Source organism: Antarcticirhabdus aurantiaca (assembly GCF_009765365.1).
Classification (GTDB): domain Bacteria; phylum Pseudomonadota; class Alphaproteobacteria; order Rhizobiales; family Rhizobiaceae; genus Antarcticirhabdus; species Antarcticirhabdus aurantiaca.
The window spans coordinates 128,879-143,088 of the sequence record NZ_VTOM01000012.1; the positions used below are offsets into that span (position 1 = coordinate 128,879).

General features: G+C 71.3%; 14 protein-coding genes. 5 read left to right on the forward strand and 9 right to left on the reverse strand.

All coding sequences use genetic code 11. The features are described 5' to 3' along the window. Positions 1-84: 84 nt before the first annotated feature. The 3 genes from xylA to FZN60_RS15565 form a co-directional block, all read right to left on the reverse strand. Entirely contained in the window at positions 85-1,398 is a 1,314-nt protein-coding gene (gene xylA / locus FZN60_RS15555; RefSeq protein WP_158874411.1) for a xylose isomerase, read from the reverse strand. 103 nt (positions 1,399-1,501) lie between these two features. Beyond that, entirely contained in the window at positions 1,502-2,539 is a 1,038-nt protein-coding gene (locus FZN60_RS15560; RefSeq protein WP_158874412.1) for a LacI family DNA-binding transcriptional regulator, read from the reverse strand. Between the two features lie 51 nt (positions 2,540-2,590). Beyond that, a complete protein-coding gene (locus FZN60_RS15565) occupies positions 2,591-3,946 on the reverse strand; it encodes an MFS transporter (RefSeq protein ID WP_158874413.1) in 1,356 nt (451 codons plus the stop codon). Positions 3,947-4,281: 335 nt separating this feature from the next. Between FZN60_RS15565 and osmF the strand changes: the two genes are divergently transcribed. From osmF to FZN60_RS15585, 4 genes are read left to right on the forward strand one after another with little or no spacing between them, the layout of a single operon-like run. After that, positions 4,282-5,196 carry a glycine betaine ABC transporter substrate-binding protein OsmF gene (gene osmF / locus FZN60_RS15570; RefSeq protein ID WP_158874452.1) on the forward strand — a complete coding sequence of 305 codons (915 nt, stop codon included), beginning with the start codon at positions 4,282-4,284 and terminating at the stop codon, positions 5,194-5,196. Positions 5,197-5,219: 23 nt separating this feature from the next. Further along, a complete protein-coding gene (locus FZN60_RS15575; RefSeq protein ID WP_158874414.1) occupies positions 5,220-6,410 on the forward strand; it encodes an ABC transporter permease in 1,191 nt (396 codons plus the stop codon). After that, positions 6,407-7,360: an ABC transporter ATP-binding protein gene (locus tag FZN60_RS15580; RefSeq protein WP_158874415.1), complete on the forward strand. Its 954-nt coding sequence runs from the start codon at positions 6,407-6,409 to the stop codon at positions 7,358-7,360. Before FZN60_RS15575 ends, FZN60_RS15580 begins: the two co-directional genes overlap by 4 nt. Continuing rightward, positions 7,357-8,094 (forward strand): ABC transporter permease, encoded by a 738-nt coding sequence (locus FZN60_RS15585; RefSeq protein ID WP_199266571.1) that lies wholly within the window; start codon positions 7,357-7,359, stop codon positions 8,092-8,094. The genes FZN60_RS15580 and FZN60_RS15585 overlap by 4 nt, the downstream gene beginning before the upstream one ends. On the opposite strand, the gene FZN60_RS15590 is transcribed toward FZN60_RS15585, so the two are convergent. After that, positions 8,095-8,670, reverse strand: coding sequence for a hypothetical protein (locus FZN60_RS15590; protein ID WP_210253420.1), 576 nt, complete (start codon positions 8,668-8,670; stop codon positions 8,095-8,097). Beyond that, entirely contained in the window at positions 8,667-9,305 is a 639-nt protein-coding gene (locus FZN60_RS15595; RefSeq protein WP_158874418.1) for a thiamine diphosphokinase, read from the reverse strand. Before FZN60_RS15595 ends, FZN60_RS15590 begins: the two co-directional genes overlap by 4 nt. Before the next feature lie 200 nt (positions 9,306-9,505). On the opposite strand from FZN60_RS15595, the gene FZN60_RS15600 reads away from it, so the two are divergent. Beyond that, positions 9,506-10,606 (forward strand): TRAP transporter substrate-binding protein, encoded by a 1,101-nt coding sequence (locus tag FZN60_RS15600; protein ID WP_158874419.1) that lies wholly within the window; start codon positions 9,506-9,508, stop codon positions 10,604-10,606. Positions 10,607-10,706: 100 nt separating this feature from the next. Here FZN60_RS15600 and FZN60_RS15605 read toward each other — a convergent pair whose 3' ends face one another. The 4 genes from FZN60_RS15605 to FZN60_RS15620 all read right to left on the reverse strand — a co-directional run bounded on the left by FZN60_RS15605 (position 10,707) and on the right by FZN60_RS15620 (position 14,167). Continuing rightward, positions 10,707-11,495 carry a hypothetical protein gene (locus FZN60_RS15605; protein WP_158874420.1) on the reverse strand — a complete coding sequence of 263 codons (789 nt, stop codon included), beginning with the start codon at positions 11,493-11,495 and terminating at the stop codon, positions 10,707-10,709. A gap of 58 nt (positions 11,496-11,553) precedes the next feature. Beyond that, on the reverse strand, positions 11,554-12,345 hold the full coding sequence (locus FZN60_RS15610) for an ABC transporter permease (RefSeq protein WP_158874453.1): 792 nt from the start codon (positions 12,343-12,345) through the stop codon (positions 11,554-11,556). Positions 12,346-12,440: 95 nt separating this feature from the next. After that, the gene (locus FZN60_RS15615) at positions 12,441-13,256 is read right to left on the reverse strand and encodes an ABC transporter ATP-binding protein (RefSeq protein ID WP_158874421.1); all 816 of its coding nucleotides are present in this window, start codon (positions 13,254-13,256) and stop codon (positions 12,441-12,443) included. 260 nt (positions 13,257-13,516) lie between these two features. Beyond that, positions 13,517-14,167 (reverse strand): hypothetical protein, encoded by a 651-nt coding sequence (locus FZN60_RS15620; RefSeq protein ID WP_158874422.1) that lies wholly within the window; start codon positions 14,165-14,167, stop codon positions 13,517-13,519. Positions 14,168-14,210: the final 43 nt, after the last annotated feature.

The following is a 14,210-nucleotide window of genomic DNA, read 5'->3' on the forward strand; positions in this document are numbered from 1 at the left end:
GCCCGCACCCTCTCCCGCAAGCGGACGAGGGGAGGACGCCTCATCCGGCGGAGGAGGCGTCCTTCATGGATGTCGGTCGGCCGCTCAGACGTAGCGGTTGACGACGCCTTCGAGGTATTCCTGGCGGCCCGAGCGCGGCTGCGGGTCGAGGCCGAGGGCGCGCTCGGCGACCTGTTCCAGCGTGCGCTCGCCGGCGAGGATGGCCTTGGCTTCCGGCTGGTCCCAGCCGGCGTAGCGGGCGTTCAGCGGGCCGGTGAGGGCCTCGTCCTTCAGCATGGCTTCCGCGGCCAGCAGCCCGCGGGCGCAGGCGTCCATGGAGGCGACGTGGGCGATCAGGAGGTCGTCCGGATCGATCGACTGGCGGCGGATCTTGGCGTCGAAGTTGAGGCCGCCGGTGGTGAAGCCGCCGTGGCGCAGCATCTCGTGGAAGACGAGGGCCATCTCGCCGACATTCATCGCGAACTGGTCGGTGTCCCAGCCGAGGAGATCGTCGCCGCGGTTGATGTCGAGCGAGCCGAAGAGCCCGGCCGCGTAGGCGGTCTTCACCTCGTGCTCGAAGGAGTGGCCGGCGAGGATCGCGTGGTTCTGCTCGAGGTTCAGCTTCACGTCGGCGACGAGATCGTACTTCTGGAGGAAGCCGAAGACGGTGGCCGCGTCGAAGTCGTACTGGTGCTTGGTCGGCTCCTTGGGCTTGGGCTCGATCAGGATCGGCCCCTCGAACCCGATCTTGTGCTTGTAGTCGACGAGCATCGAGAGGAAGCGGCCGAGCTGGTCGAGCTCGCGGCCCATGTCGGTGTTGAGGAGCGTCTCGTAGCCCTCGCGCCCGCCCCAGCAGACGTAGTTCGCGCCGTTCAGGGCGTGCGTCGCGTCGAGCGCGGCCTTCACCTGGCCGACGGCGTAGGTGAAGACGTCCGGATCCGGATTGGTCGCGGCGCCCGCCATGTAGCGGCGGTTGGAGAAGAGGTTGGCCGTGCCCCAGAGGAGCCGGACCTTCTCGGTCTCCATCTTCTTCGCGAAGATGTCGGTGATGGCCTTCAGGTTGTCGTTCGACTCCTTCAGCGAGGCACCCTCGGGCGCGACGTCCACGTCGTGGAAGGTGAAGAAGGGAACGTCCAGGAGCCGGAACATGTCGAAGGCGACGTCCGCCTTGTCCCGGGCGAGGGCCAGCGCGTCGCTTCCGTGCATCCAGGGCCGGTTGAAGGTCTCGCCGCCGAAGGGGTCGCCGCCCGGCCAGGTGAAGGAGTGCCAGTAGCAGACGGCGAAGCGGAGCTGGTCTTCCATCCGCCGGCCCATGACCTCGCGGTCCTTGTCGTAGAAGCGGAAGGCCAGCGGGTCGCGGCTGTCCGTGCCGGCGAAGGCGATGGGATCGGCGCGGTCGAAGAAGCGGTTGGATGCCATGTCGGGTTTCCTCCGGGCCCGGATGCGGGCTCTCGTTCGCCCCATTGCTCGCACGCGGCGGCGAAATTTTGAAGTGCGTGCCTCAAAATTTTCGGGGCGCGCCTCAGTCCGGCATGTTCTCGCGGATGAAGACGTCGATCCGGATGCGCTCCTGCTCCGGGATGATCGGCGCGCCGGAGGCCTGGGCGATCAGGAGGCGGGCGGCCGAGCGGACCTCGTGGCCGGCATTCTGGGCGATCAGGGCGTCGAAGAGCCCTTCGCGCAAGGGGCCGGCGGAAGCGGAGGTCAGCTCGTGGCCGACGAAGACGGGGCGGCGATCCGCGCCGAGCCGGCTAAGGGCGCGGCCGGCGCCGCGATTGCCGGCACCCGCATTGTAGATCGCGACGAGGCCGGCATCGGCCGCGGCGAGCCGCGCGACGGCGGCTTCCGCCTCGCCGTCCTCGTCGCGCGTCTCGACGACGGGCAGGAGCGAGAGGTGGCGGTAATCGCGCTCGACGAGCTGGCGGAAGCCGAACAGTCGGTCGACGTGGTCGCGCAGCGACAGCGAGCCGACGAGGACGCCGACCGAGCCGCCACGCCCGCCCGAGAAGCGGCCGAGAAGGGCGGCGGCGGTGCGCCCGGCGGCGGCGTTGTCGACGCCGACGAAGCCGAGCCGGCGCGAGGCGGGCGCGTCGGAGATCAGGGTGACGACGGGGATGCCGTCCGCCACCAGCCGGTCCACGGCGGCGCGCACGTGCGGCTCGTCGAGGGCGACGATCGCCGCGCCGTCGAAGCCGCGGTCGACGGCGTCGATCGCGCCCGCCAGCGCGAAGGGATCGAAGACGTCGACGAAGCGCCGCTCGATCGAGGCGCGGGTGCCGGCGAGCCAGGCCGCCGACCCCGCGACCTGCGCGGCGACCTCGTCCATGAAGGCGTTGGTGCCGGCGGGCAGGAGGAAGCAGAAGCGGTAGCGCGCGCGCCGCGCGAGGCCGGCGGCGAGGGGGTCTGGCCGGTAGCTCAGGCGCTCCATCGCCTCGCGCACGCGCTGCAGCGTCTTGGCCTTGACGTTGGGGCGGCCGTTGATGACCCGGTCGACCGTCGCGCGCGACACCCCGGCCGCCCGCGCGACGTCGAGGAGGGTCGGAGCCTGGGTGTCGTTCATGGCGCGAGGCTAATCATTTCGCCCTGATGCGCGCAACTCAAATCCTCGCCGTCATTCCAGCGCGGCGCCGCGCGTTTCCGCGTCGATCAGGAAGGCGGCGACGGCCGCGAAGAGGAGGAAGGCGGCGAAGAGCGAGACCGCCAGACCCATGCCCGCGGCGAAGACCGGCGCGAGCAGCGTCGGCGCGGCGAGGCCGCCGAGCCGGGCGAAGGCGCCGGCAGTGCCCATGCCGCTGCCGCGAAGCCGCGTCGGGAAGAGCTCGGGCGTGATGGCGTAGAGCGCGCCCCAGGTGCCGAGAAGCGCGAAGCTCATCACGAGAAGGGCGGCCGCGACCGTCGCGGCGTCGCTGGCGGCGGCGAAGAGCGCGCAGCTCGCCGCCGACAGGATCAGGAAGCCGATGAGAGTGGGCTTCCGGCCCCAGCGCTCGACGCCGTAGGCCGCAAGCGCGTAGCCCGGCACCTGGGCGAGCGCGACGAGCACGAGGAAGCCGTAGCCGCGCACGAAGCCGTAGCCTTCGGTCGCGAAGCGGCCGGGTAGCCAGGTGAAGACGCCGTAATAGCTCGTCGAGACGAGGAGCCAGACGAGGAAGACCAGGACGGAGCGCCGGCGCAGCGCCGGCGAGAAGATGCCGCCGCCGGTCTCGCTCGCGGGCTTGCGCGCGGCGAGGGCGGGATCGAGCGAGGCGCCGACCGGCGGGTTGCCGTTGCCGGCCGCCACCCGGTCAAGCACGGCGCGGGCTTCCTCGATCCGGCCGGACCGGGCGAGATAGAAGGGGCTTTCCGGCACCCAGGCGCGCACGGCGAGGCCGATGAGGGCGGGAAGCGCCGTGCCGGCGAAGATCCAGCGCCAGGCGTCCTCCACCTGCGCGCTCGCGGCGGCCCAGGCGACGAGCGCGACGGCCACCGTGCCGACCGCCCAGAAGCCTTCCATGATCACGAGCCAGCGTCCGCGCCGGTCGGCGGGCAGGAACTCGGCCATGGTGGTGTAGTCGACCGGCAGCGTGCCGCCGACGGCGAGACCCGTCAGGAAGCGGAAGGCGAGGAGCCAGGCGAAATCCGGCGCGAAGACCGAGGCGAAGCCGAAGACGGCGTCGAGCGCGACCGTCGCGAGCAGCACGCGGCGGCGCCCGAACCGGTCGGCGAGGCGGCCGAAGAGCGCGGCGCCGATGAACATGCCGAGAAAGAAGGCCGTGCCGGTCTGCAGCGCGACCGGCATCGTCAGCCCGAAGCTTCCCGCGATGCTCGGCGCGGTGAAGCCGACGGCGATGACCTGCATGGCGTCGGCCGCCCAGACGAGTCCGAAGATCATCAGGAGACGGCGCTGGAAGGCGCCGGTGCCGGCGCGGCGCAGCGCCCCGTCGAGGTCACCGGCGCTCGTGCCGAGCGCTTGAGCGGAGGAGAAGGACATGGCGGCCCCAACCTTTCCGGCGGCCGAATCACGCGCTGGCCCCCTGCCGGGCGATTCGTAGCCGTCTGCCCTATGACGCGGCGCGGGCCGGCGTGCAACCGTTTCTCGGGCGAAGGCCGCGGGAGCCGTCCGGCGGAGAGGCCGCGGAATGATCTAGAAGATCGGTAGAATATTTCCCGCAGCCGATCCGTAGGCGTCGATTTTTCCTCGATCAATGGCCCTCGCCGCGGTGACATAAGCAGGTCGCGCCACATCTTTGCGCGGACGGAGCCGACGGGGGCGCGGTCCCGCACGGCCTGCCGTGGTTCGAACCGCCCCGCGGAGAGGCAAGCGTGATGCGTCGATCGATGATGGGGCTGGCTCTGGCGGGCGTTCTCGCCCTCGGTGCCGGAACGGCGGCAAATGCCCAGGTGGTGGTGTCTTCCAAGATCGACACGGAGGGCGGCGTCCTCGGCAACGTGATCTACCAGGTGCTGGAGCATGCCGGCATTCCGGTCGAGAACCGCATCCAGCTCGGCGGCACGCCCGTGGTGCGCGAGGCGATCAAGGCCGGCGAGATCGACATCTACCCCGAATATACGGGCAACGCGGCCTACTTCTACAACCGCGCCGGCGAGCCGATCTGGAACGACGCCGCCCAGGCCTATGCGGAAGCCAAGAAGCTCGACTACGACGCCGAGAAGATCGTCTGGCTGGAGCCGGCCCCGGCCGACAACACCTGGGGCGTTGCGCTGCGCAAGGACCTCGCCGATTCCAGCGGCATCAAGAGCTTCAGCGACTTCGGCAAGTACGTGACGGATGGCGGCACGGTGGTGCTCGCGGCCTCGGCCGAATTCGTCAACTCGGCCTCGGCCCTGCCGGCCTTCCAGTCGACCTACGGCTTCAAGCTGAATCCCGAGCAGCTCATCGTCCTGTCCGGCGGCGACACGGCGGCGACCATCGCCGCGGCGGCGCAGGGCACCAACGGCGCCAACGCCGCCATGGTCTACGGCACCGACGGCGGCATCGCCTCGGCGGGCCTCGTCGTCCTTCAGGACGACAAGCGCGTGCAGCCGGTCTACCAGCCCGCGCCGATCGTGCGCGAGGCGGTCCTGAAGGAGCACCCGAACATCGCCGAGCTCCTGAAGCCGGTCTTCGCTTCCTTCGACCTGACCACGCTGCAGGAGCTGAACGGGCGCGTCCAGCTCGGCGGCGAGGCGGCGGGCGACGTCGCCAAGGACTACCTGACGCAGAAGGGCTTTCTGAAATAGGTTCGACCGGCGCGGCCGCTTCGATGTCGGTTCTCGCCGCGCCCGTCGCCTCGTCGCGGCGGGTCGACCGGCTGGGCGTGTTGATCGCGCTCGTCGCGATCCTCGGCGCGATCCTGCCCTTCGCGCTCTTCCGGGCGAACCGCATCGTGCCGGGCGAGGGGGGCGGCATCGCCGCCGCCCTGCCGCCCGCCGAGGCGGCGCTCCTGGGCCTCGCCCTCCTCTGCTTCCTCGCAGCCGCGGTACTGCGGGTGCCGGCGGCGGTGAAGCTCGCCGCGGGCGCCGCGCTCCTCGCGCTCGCCTGCCTCCTCGTCGGCCGCTCGGCCGGCTTTCTGACGCCGCCCGGCAACAGCTTCGCGCGCGTCGCGCCGGGTTCGGGCTTCTGGACCCTCAGCTTCGCGGCACTCCTGCTCGCGGCGGACGCGCTGGTGCGGCTGCGGCTGCCCCCGCTCGGGCGGGTGGCCGTGCTGGTTCTCGCACTCGCCCTCCTCGGGCTGCTCCTGTGGAGCGGGGCCTGGGACGGACTGTCGCTCCTCAAGGAATACGGAACGCGCACCGAGCGCTTCTGGGCGGAAGGGCGGCGCCACGTCGCGCTCGCCTTCGGCTCGGTCGCCGCGGCCTGCCTCCTCGGCCTGCCGCTTGGGCTTCTCTGCCATCGCGTCGGGCGCCTTCGCGCGGGCGTCCTGTCCGTCCTCAACATCCTCCAGACCGTGCCCTCCATCGCGCTCTTCGGCCTCCTCATCGGGCCGCTCGCCTGGGTGGCGGCCAACGTGCCGGGCGCGCGGGCGCTCGGCATCTCCGGCATCGGCGCGGCGCCCGCCTTCGTCGCGCTCGTCGGCTACTCGCTGCTGCCGATCGTCTCCAACACGGTGGTGGGCCTTGCCGGCGTGTCCCGAAGCGTCGTCGAGGCGGCGCGCGGCATGGGGATGCGGCGCAGCCAGCGCTTGTTCCGCGTCGAGCTGCCGCTCGCCGCGCCCGTCGTCCTCACAGGCATCCGGATCGTGCTCGTCCAGAACATCGGCATCGCCACCGTCGCGGCGCTCATCGGGGGCGGCGGCTTCGGCGTCTTCGTCTTCCAGGGCGTCGGCCAGACCGCCATGGACCTCGTGCTCCTCGGCGCCGCGCCCACCGTCCTCCTCGCCTTCACCGCCGCGGTGCTTCTCGACGCGGCCGTCGAGGCGCTGTCGGGATCGAACCGCCGGAAGGCAGAGCGATGATCCGCGTCGAGAACCTCACCAAGCGCTACGGCGACAGTCCGCCTGTTGTGGACGACCTGTCGATGGAGGTCGCGGCCGGCGAGATCTGCGCCGTCGTCGGCACGTCCGGCTCGGGCAAGACGACGCTGCTGCGCATGATCAACCGCCTCGTCGAGCCGAGCGCGGGGCGCGTGCTGATCGCCGGCGAGAACACGCGCGGCCTTCGCGGCCACGAGCTGCGCCGGCGCATCGGCTACGTCATCCAGGGCCACGGCCTGTTTCCGCACTGGAGCGTCGCGCAGAACATCGGCACCGTGCCCCGGCTCCTGGGCTGGAAGCCGGCGGAGATCAAGGCGCGGGTCGACGAGCTTCTCGGGCTGTTCGGCATGGAGCCCGCCGCCTTCCGCGACCGGCGGCCGGCCGAGCTGTCCGGCGGCCAGCAGCAGCGCGTCGGCGTTGCCCGCGCGCTCGCCGCCCGGCCGGACCTCCTCCTGATGGACGAGCCCTTCGGCGCCCTCGACCCCGTGATCCGCGGCCGGGCGCAGGACGAGCTCGCCGCCGTCCAGGCGCGGCTCGGCACGACGATCATGCTCGTCACCCACGACATGGAGGAGGCCGTGCGCCTCGGCCATCGCATCGCCGTGATGGACGGCGGCCGGCTCCTGCAATGCGCGAGCCCCGCCGAGATGATGGCGCGCCCCGCGACGCCCTTCGTCGAGGCGCTGGTGGGCGGGGCCGAGCGGCCCTTCCGCCTCCTGTCGCTCGAGCGCGTCGAGGCGGCGGTGGAGGCGGGCGAGGCGGACGGCCCGCCGATCGACGCGGAGGCGAGTCTGCGCGACGCGCTGTCGGCCTGCCTGTGGTCGGGCCGCGACGCTTTGCCGGTCGAGCGCGAGGGACGGCGGATCGGGCGCGTGACGCTGGCGGCGCTCCGCCACCGCGCGGCGCCGGGCGGCGCGGGCCGCGCCGCGTGAGGCTCCTCGGCGCGGCGTGGCGGATCGCGCTCCTTCTCGGCCTCGGCGTCTTCCTGGCGCGGCCCGACCTCTTCGCGCCGATCTTCGCGCCGCTGACGCGCTTCGACGCGCCGGCGATCTACGACGGCACGAGCCTCCTGTCGCTGACGCTGAACCATCTCGCGCTGACCTTTGCCGCGACGCTCGCCGCGAGCGCCCTCGCGCTCGGCCTCGCCGTCCTTGTTACCAGGCCGGCGGGCGCCGAGTTCCTGCCCTTCTCACGCGCGCTCGCCAATGCCGGGCAGACCTTCCCGCCGGTCGCCGTCCTCGCGCTCACCGTGCCGCTTCTCGGCTTCGGCGCGGCGCCGACCTTCCTGGCGCTCTTTCTTTACGGCCTCCTGCCGGTCTTCGAGAACGCGCTGGCCGGCCTTTCGGGCGTCTCGCCCGGCGTTTCGGAAGCCGCGCGCGGCAGCGGCATGACCGGCCTGCAGCGGCTCCGCCTCGTCGAGCTGCCGCTCGCCGCGCCGGTGATCCTCGCCGGCATCCGGCTCTCGGCCATCGTCTCGCTCGGCACCGCGACGGTTGGCTCGACGGTGGCGGCCAAGACCCTCGGCGAAGTGGTGATCGCCGGCCTCCTGTCCGGCAACACCGCCTTCGTCCTCCAGGGCGGGCTGATCGTGGCAGCCCTGGCGATCCTGATCAACGACGCGTTTCTATGGGTCGAGGGGCGGCTACGGGCGCGGCTTGCGTCGTGATCAGCCGGACGGCGGGCGTGCGCCGTCCCGGATGACTTGGAAGACGGACATCGCTTCGATCAGCGCATCGTCCCTCGTGACGCAGACGATGTTCGTGCGGCCGACCACCCGATCCATGGTCGCCATGTAGATGGCGACGTTCTCGTGATCGGGGCCGCGCATCGGCTTGGACACGACCTCGATTCCCGCGAAGTCCTTGCTGGGAATGGATCGCATCAGCTGCAGCTCCATGTCGTGGCTGCGAAGCATCGCCTTGATGTCGTTCGCCATCTTCTCGATCGCGGGCTGCGCGTTGAGCTCGGCCTGCGAGGCGACGGTGCCATCCGGGAACCGCTTGAAGCCGGCCGCGCAGATCGCCTCGCCGCCACCGGCGGCGGGCGGCTGGCCGGACAGGCTCACCACGTCGATCAAGATATCATGATTGGGATCACTGCGGGGCGACTTCAAAGCGAACCCGGCCGGCACCGTCACGGAGAAGCCGGTCTTCGGATCGGTGAATTCCGCGGCCGCAGCCGAGCAGCTCATCGCCGCGCCGGCAAGCATGAAGCCCAGAGCGCGTGTCAACAGGCTGTTCATTCGCTTCGTGCCTCCGCAAGCAGGATCGCCGTTCCCGCGCCCAGCGCAACTTCGACCGGGCCCAGCGCTTCGTTGGACTGCGTCAGGATGGAGTGGAAGGGGACTTCGACGCTGTCGAGCGGATAGCGGGCGCCTCGGATGGTGAGGCCCGCGAGGTCGGTGAACTTCAGGATCGAGAACTGGGCGCCGGAGGAGAGGGGGAAGGTGCGGGCGGGGTTGCCGGCGGCGAGCGGCCAGCCGCGCTCCTGGCCGTCGAAGAGCTCGACGTCGAGGCCGCGCGCGGCGTAGCGCAGCGCCAGGATCAGGTTGGAGAAGGCGTGGTCGGAGCGGGGGCCGCGCAGCGCGCCGACGAGGAGGAGGGCGCTCGCGCCGCGCCCGATCGCCGCCTCGATGGCGATCTCGCCGTCGGTGCGGTCCTTGTCGGTCGGGAAGGTTTCCACGGGCACGTGCGGATAGGCCTCGCGCGGGCGTGTCGTGGAATCGAAGTCGCCGACCCAGAGTTCGGGCGAGAGACCCAGGGCCGAAGCGTGGTCGATGCCGGCATCGGCGGCGATGCAGCGGCAGCCGGCGGCGGCGGCTCGAAGGTCTTGCGTCGGGTCGATCGGGCCGGACAGGAGGATCACGAAGCGCGTCATGCCCGCCTGCTTAGCCGCTCGCGGGCGCGGGCGGAATGCCGGGCGCGGCGCCTTGGACGACAGAACCCGCGGGTATCGATGCGCTGCGCCGTGTTTCGCTTGTGAGCGGGCGCGGCTTCGGCTTTAACGGGAAGCGGAAGGTCCGGGCCGAGGGGATGGATTCGGCGGACCGCGGGTCGAAAAGGGGAGGAATCCGGGACATGGATCGGCGTTCATTCATTCGGGGCGCGGGCCTCGCCACGGGCGCGGCGGCCGCGAGCACGCTGGCGGCGCCGGCGATCGCGCAGGAGATGCCGCAGGTGCGCTGGCGCCTGACCTCCTCCTTCCCGAACACGCTGGAGACGATCTACGGCGGCGCCGAGGTGCTGGCGAAGTCGGTGTCCGACATGACCGGCGGCAAGTTCGCCATCGACGTCTTCCCGGCCGGCGAGCTGGTGCCCGGCCTCCAGGCGCTGGACGCGGCGCAGGCCGGCACCGTCGAGGCGGCGCACACCGTCCTCTACTACTACGTCGGCAAGGACCCGACCTTCGCCATCGGCTCGGCGATCCCCTTCGGCCTCAACGCCCGCCAGCAGAACGCCTGGCTCTATCACGGCGGCGGCAACGAGCTGATCAACACCTTCCTCGCCGACTACAACGTCGTCGGCCTGCCCGGCGGCAACACCGGCACGCAGATGGGCGGCTGGTTCCGCAAGGAGATCAACTCCGTCGCCGACCTGCAGGGCCTGAAGATGCGCATCGCGGGCCTTGCCGGCCGCGTCGTCGAGCCGCTCGGCGTCGTGCCGCAGCAGCTGGCCGGCGGCGACATCTACCCGGCGCTCGAGCGCGGCACGATCGACGCGACGGAGTGGGTCGGCCCCTTCGACGACGAGAAGCTCGGCTTCTATCAGGTGGCGCCGTTCTATTATTATCCCGCCTTCTGGGAAGCCGGCCCGACGGTGCACTTCCTGTTCAACAAGGCGGCCTATGACGGCCTGCCCGAGCCCTACAAGGCGGCGCTCGACGCGGCCGCCAAGGCCACCAACCTCAACATGCTGGCGCTCTACGACGTCAACAACACCCGCGCCATCCGCTCGCTGGTCGGCAAGGGCGTGCAGCTGCGCGCCCTCCCGCGCGACGTGCTCGACGCGTCCTACGAGCAGGCCCAGACGCTCTACGGCCAGCTCACCAACGACAATCCGAAGTGGAAGGCGGTCTACGAGCCCTGGCGCCAGTTCCGCGGCGAGGTCTACGAGTGGTTCCGCGTCGCGGAGTACACCAACGACAGCTACAGCTACGCCCAGCAGGCCGCGGGCAAGTAAGCCGGGCGGTCATCGCCGGATAAACGAGGCCCGGTTCCTTCGGCGAGAAGGGGCCGGGCCTTTTCGCATCCGGGAAACGGGCGCCGGTGCCGTCGCGCGCCTACTCCTTCAGCGAGGCCGCCAGTGTGCGGCCGAGGCCGAAGGCGCGCTGCTCGATGAGGGTCGGCACCTCGCAGACATAGGTCAGCGACTGGCGCCGCTCGTCGAAGATCCGCTGGTCGAGGAGGAGCGCGTCGCGGGCCGCCTGGACCGCCTGGCGGTCGGCGCCCGACTCGCGCAGCGCGTCGAAGGCGGCGCGGCGCTCGCGGAGCGCTTCGGCGAACTGCTTCTGCCGGGCGCCGTAGCGCTCGATGCCGCGGATGATGCGGCCGCGCTCGGCGTTGAGCCGGCCGAGAAGATCGGTGAAGACGGCCGAGACCTTGGGCGCGCGCTCCTCAACCGGCAGGGCGTCCGCGAAGGCGCGCGCGGCTGCTTCGGCGTCGGGCAGGGGCGTGCGGCGCGAGGCGATGGTGTCGACGAGAACCGCCATGTCGGCGTCGCGCGGCGCCTGGGCGGCGGCGCCGAGGTCCGGCCCGCTCCAGATCGCCGCGGCGGCGATCTCGCCGACCTTGCGCTGGACGCAGGGCCAGTCGGTGGTCGCGGGCGGGGGCGCTGCGGCGAGCGCTTCCGGCCGCACGGCGCCCGGCGCCGGCGTGGCGGGCGGGGCCGGGCGGGCGGGGACCGCTTCACTGCCGGGCGATGCGTTGGTCGGCGTGGGGCCCGGTACGACGAAGCCTTCGGGGATCTCGCGCGGCGCCGTTCCGTCCTGCGCCATGGCCGGCGCGGCCATGGTGGCGGCGAGGGCGGCCGGGGCGAGAAGCGCGAGGGCCGCGCGGGGATGTCGGAGCATGGTTCCTCCCGGTCGATGACGGATCGAGGTGCCCACCTCGCGAAGCGTTCCGGCGCCCTCAGCCTGCGCCCGGAGCCCGGCGCGCCATGATTCCGCGGCCCGGATCATAGGCGAGGATGGCAAGGCCGAGAAAGACGGTGGTGCAGCCCAGAACGATGCCGAGCGCCGGCCAGTTCATCTGCCCGTAGAGCGCGAAGCGCATGAGCTCGACGGCGTGGGTGAAGGGGTTGAGCTGGCAGAGCCGGTACAGGAGCGGGCTCGCCTCCTGGACGCGCCAGAGCGGGTAGAGGGCGGAGGAGGCGAAGTACATGGGGAAGATGACGAAGTTCATCACCCCGGCGAAGTTCTCCAGCTGCTTGACCAGCGAGGACAGGAGCATGCCGAGCGAGCCGAGCATGAAGCCCGACAGGATCACGGCGGGCGCCACGAAGAGGTAGCCCGTCCAAGGCGGGCGAACGTCCCAGAACCAGGCGATCGCGAAGAAGACGTAGGTCTGGAGGACACCGACGGCGACGCCCGCCGCGAGCTTGGAGGACAGGAGGAACCAGCGCGGCAGGGGCGAAACGAGCAGCGTCTTCATCGAGCCGGTCTCGCGGTCGTAGACCATGGAAAGCGAGGACTGCATCCCGTTGAAGAGGAGGATCATGCCGACGAGGCCCGGCGTGATGTAGACCTCGTAGAGGATGTAGGTCTTGTAGGGCGCGACGATGGAGACGCCGAGCACCTGCCGGAAGCCGGCGGCGAAGATGAAGAGCCACAGGAGCGGGCGCACGAGCGCCGACACGAAGCGCTCGCGCTGATGCAGGAAGCGCAGGGCCTCGCGCCAGACGATGCCCTTGAGGCAGATCATCCAGGCGACGAGCGGGAAGCCGGGCCGCTCCTCGGCGGCTTGGCGGGCGCCGGCAGGGGTGTCGCGCGGCAGGTCGCGGGAGGGGAGCGTCGCGCTCACGGAACCCAGGCTCCGTCGCCGCGCCGCTCGACCCCGAGCTCCGTCAGCCGCGCGAAGGCGGCCTGAAGCGTGTCGGCGCTCTCGGCGTCCGCCACCTCGGCGACGAGACCGTCGGCCAGGACGCGGCCGTGATGGAGAACCACCACCCGGTCGCTCGCGTCGATCTCGTCGATGAGGTGCGTCGCCCAGAGCACGCTGACGCCCTCGTCGGCGACGAGCCGGCGCACCTCGCGCACGATCTCGGCGCGGGCGCGGATGTCCAGCCCGACGGTCGGCTCGTCGAGCAGGATCAGGCGCGGGCGGTGGAGGAGGGCGCGGGCGATCTCGACGCGGCGGAGCTGCCCGCCGGACAGGTGGCGCGCCTTGTCCGACAAGCGCTCGAAGAGCTCGGAGCCGGACAGGAGTTCGGCGATCCGGGCTTCGGCGGTGCGCTTGGCGATGCCGTGGAGGCTCGCATGGTAGAGAAGGTTCTGGCGGATCGACAGGTCGAGGTCGAGGGTGCGCGCCTGGAACACGACGCCGAGCCGGCGCAGCGCTTCGCTCGGACGCTTCGAAAGCTCGTGGCCGAGAATGCGGATCGTGCCGGCGCGGGTGTTGAAGAGGCGGGTGACAAGCGCGAAGAGCGTCGACTTGCCGGCGCCGTTCGGGCCGAGAAGCGCGGTGAAGCTTCCCTGCGGCACGCGGAAGGACACCGCGTCCAGCGCCCGGCGCGTGCCATAGGCGTGGCTGACGCCCGCGACCTCCAGGGCCGGCACGGCGCCGGCGTCGGACAAGCGGGGAGCGGCCGGCGCGTCGGGGGCGAGGATGCTCATAAGGGTGATCTGGAGCGGGCGGGCGCGGCGGCCATGGGAGCGGGACGGGGCATCGACTTGGCCGACGGGGGCGCGGATCGCCTCGCCCGCTTCCGGGAGAGGCGCGCGCGAAGCGCCGGGTGAGGGTCTCGCCCGCGCAAGCGGCCAAGCGATGACCCTTCGAGGTCGCGGCCTTCAGGAGCCACCCTCATCCCCCTGCCGGGCCCTTCTCCCGCCAGCGGGAGAAGGGAGACGCGTCGATGCCGCATCTCATGGATGCCTTACGGCACCACGGTGATCGTTCCGCGCATCTCCCGGTCGCCTTCCAGCCCTTCCACGTACCAGTCGTAGCGGCCCGGGCGGATGGTCTGGAACTGGACGGTGATCGGACCCTTGGCGTCGTATTCGAGCCAGGCGGGCGGACCGGCCATGTGGATCTCGCGGTCGGAGATCACGATCTGGTTCATCCAGACGTTTCGGAAGAAGTCGGGGGCGTGGAGCTTGTACTCGACGTTGCCCTCCGAGACCATGTCCCAGCGATAGGCTTGGCCGGCGCGCAGATAGAAGTCCTTGGCGGAGATGGCGTAAGGGTCGTCGTCCGAGCCGATCACGAGGGGCGTCACGATCTGCGAGGAGAGCGAGACCGGCGGCAGGCCGATCTGGTCGCCGTTGAGGGCGCTCGCCGGCATCAGCTCGGAGCCGGGCGGGATCGTCAGACCGCTCGCCGGCGGCACCATCGCGCCGCGATGCGAGGCGGCACCCGCATCGTCATCGTCGTCGCCGTCATCGTCATCCGCTGCCGGGGCGGCGTCGTCCCCGTCGTCGTCGTCCGCGGCCTGCGCGGCCGGCGCCGCGGTCTGCGCCCAGGCGGCCTGTGCCGGGGCAAAGGCCAAGAGTGCAGCCAGAGCCGAGAGCCAGAGCTCCTTCGCCATATCGTTCGTCCTCCCTCGTCGAAACTATCTTGATTGGCGCGGC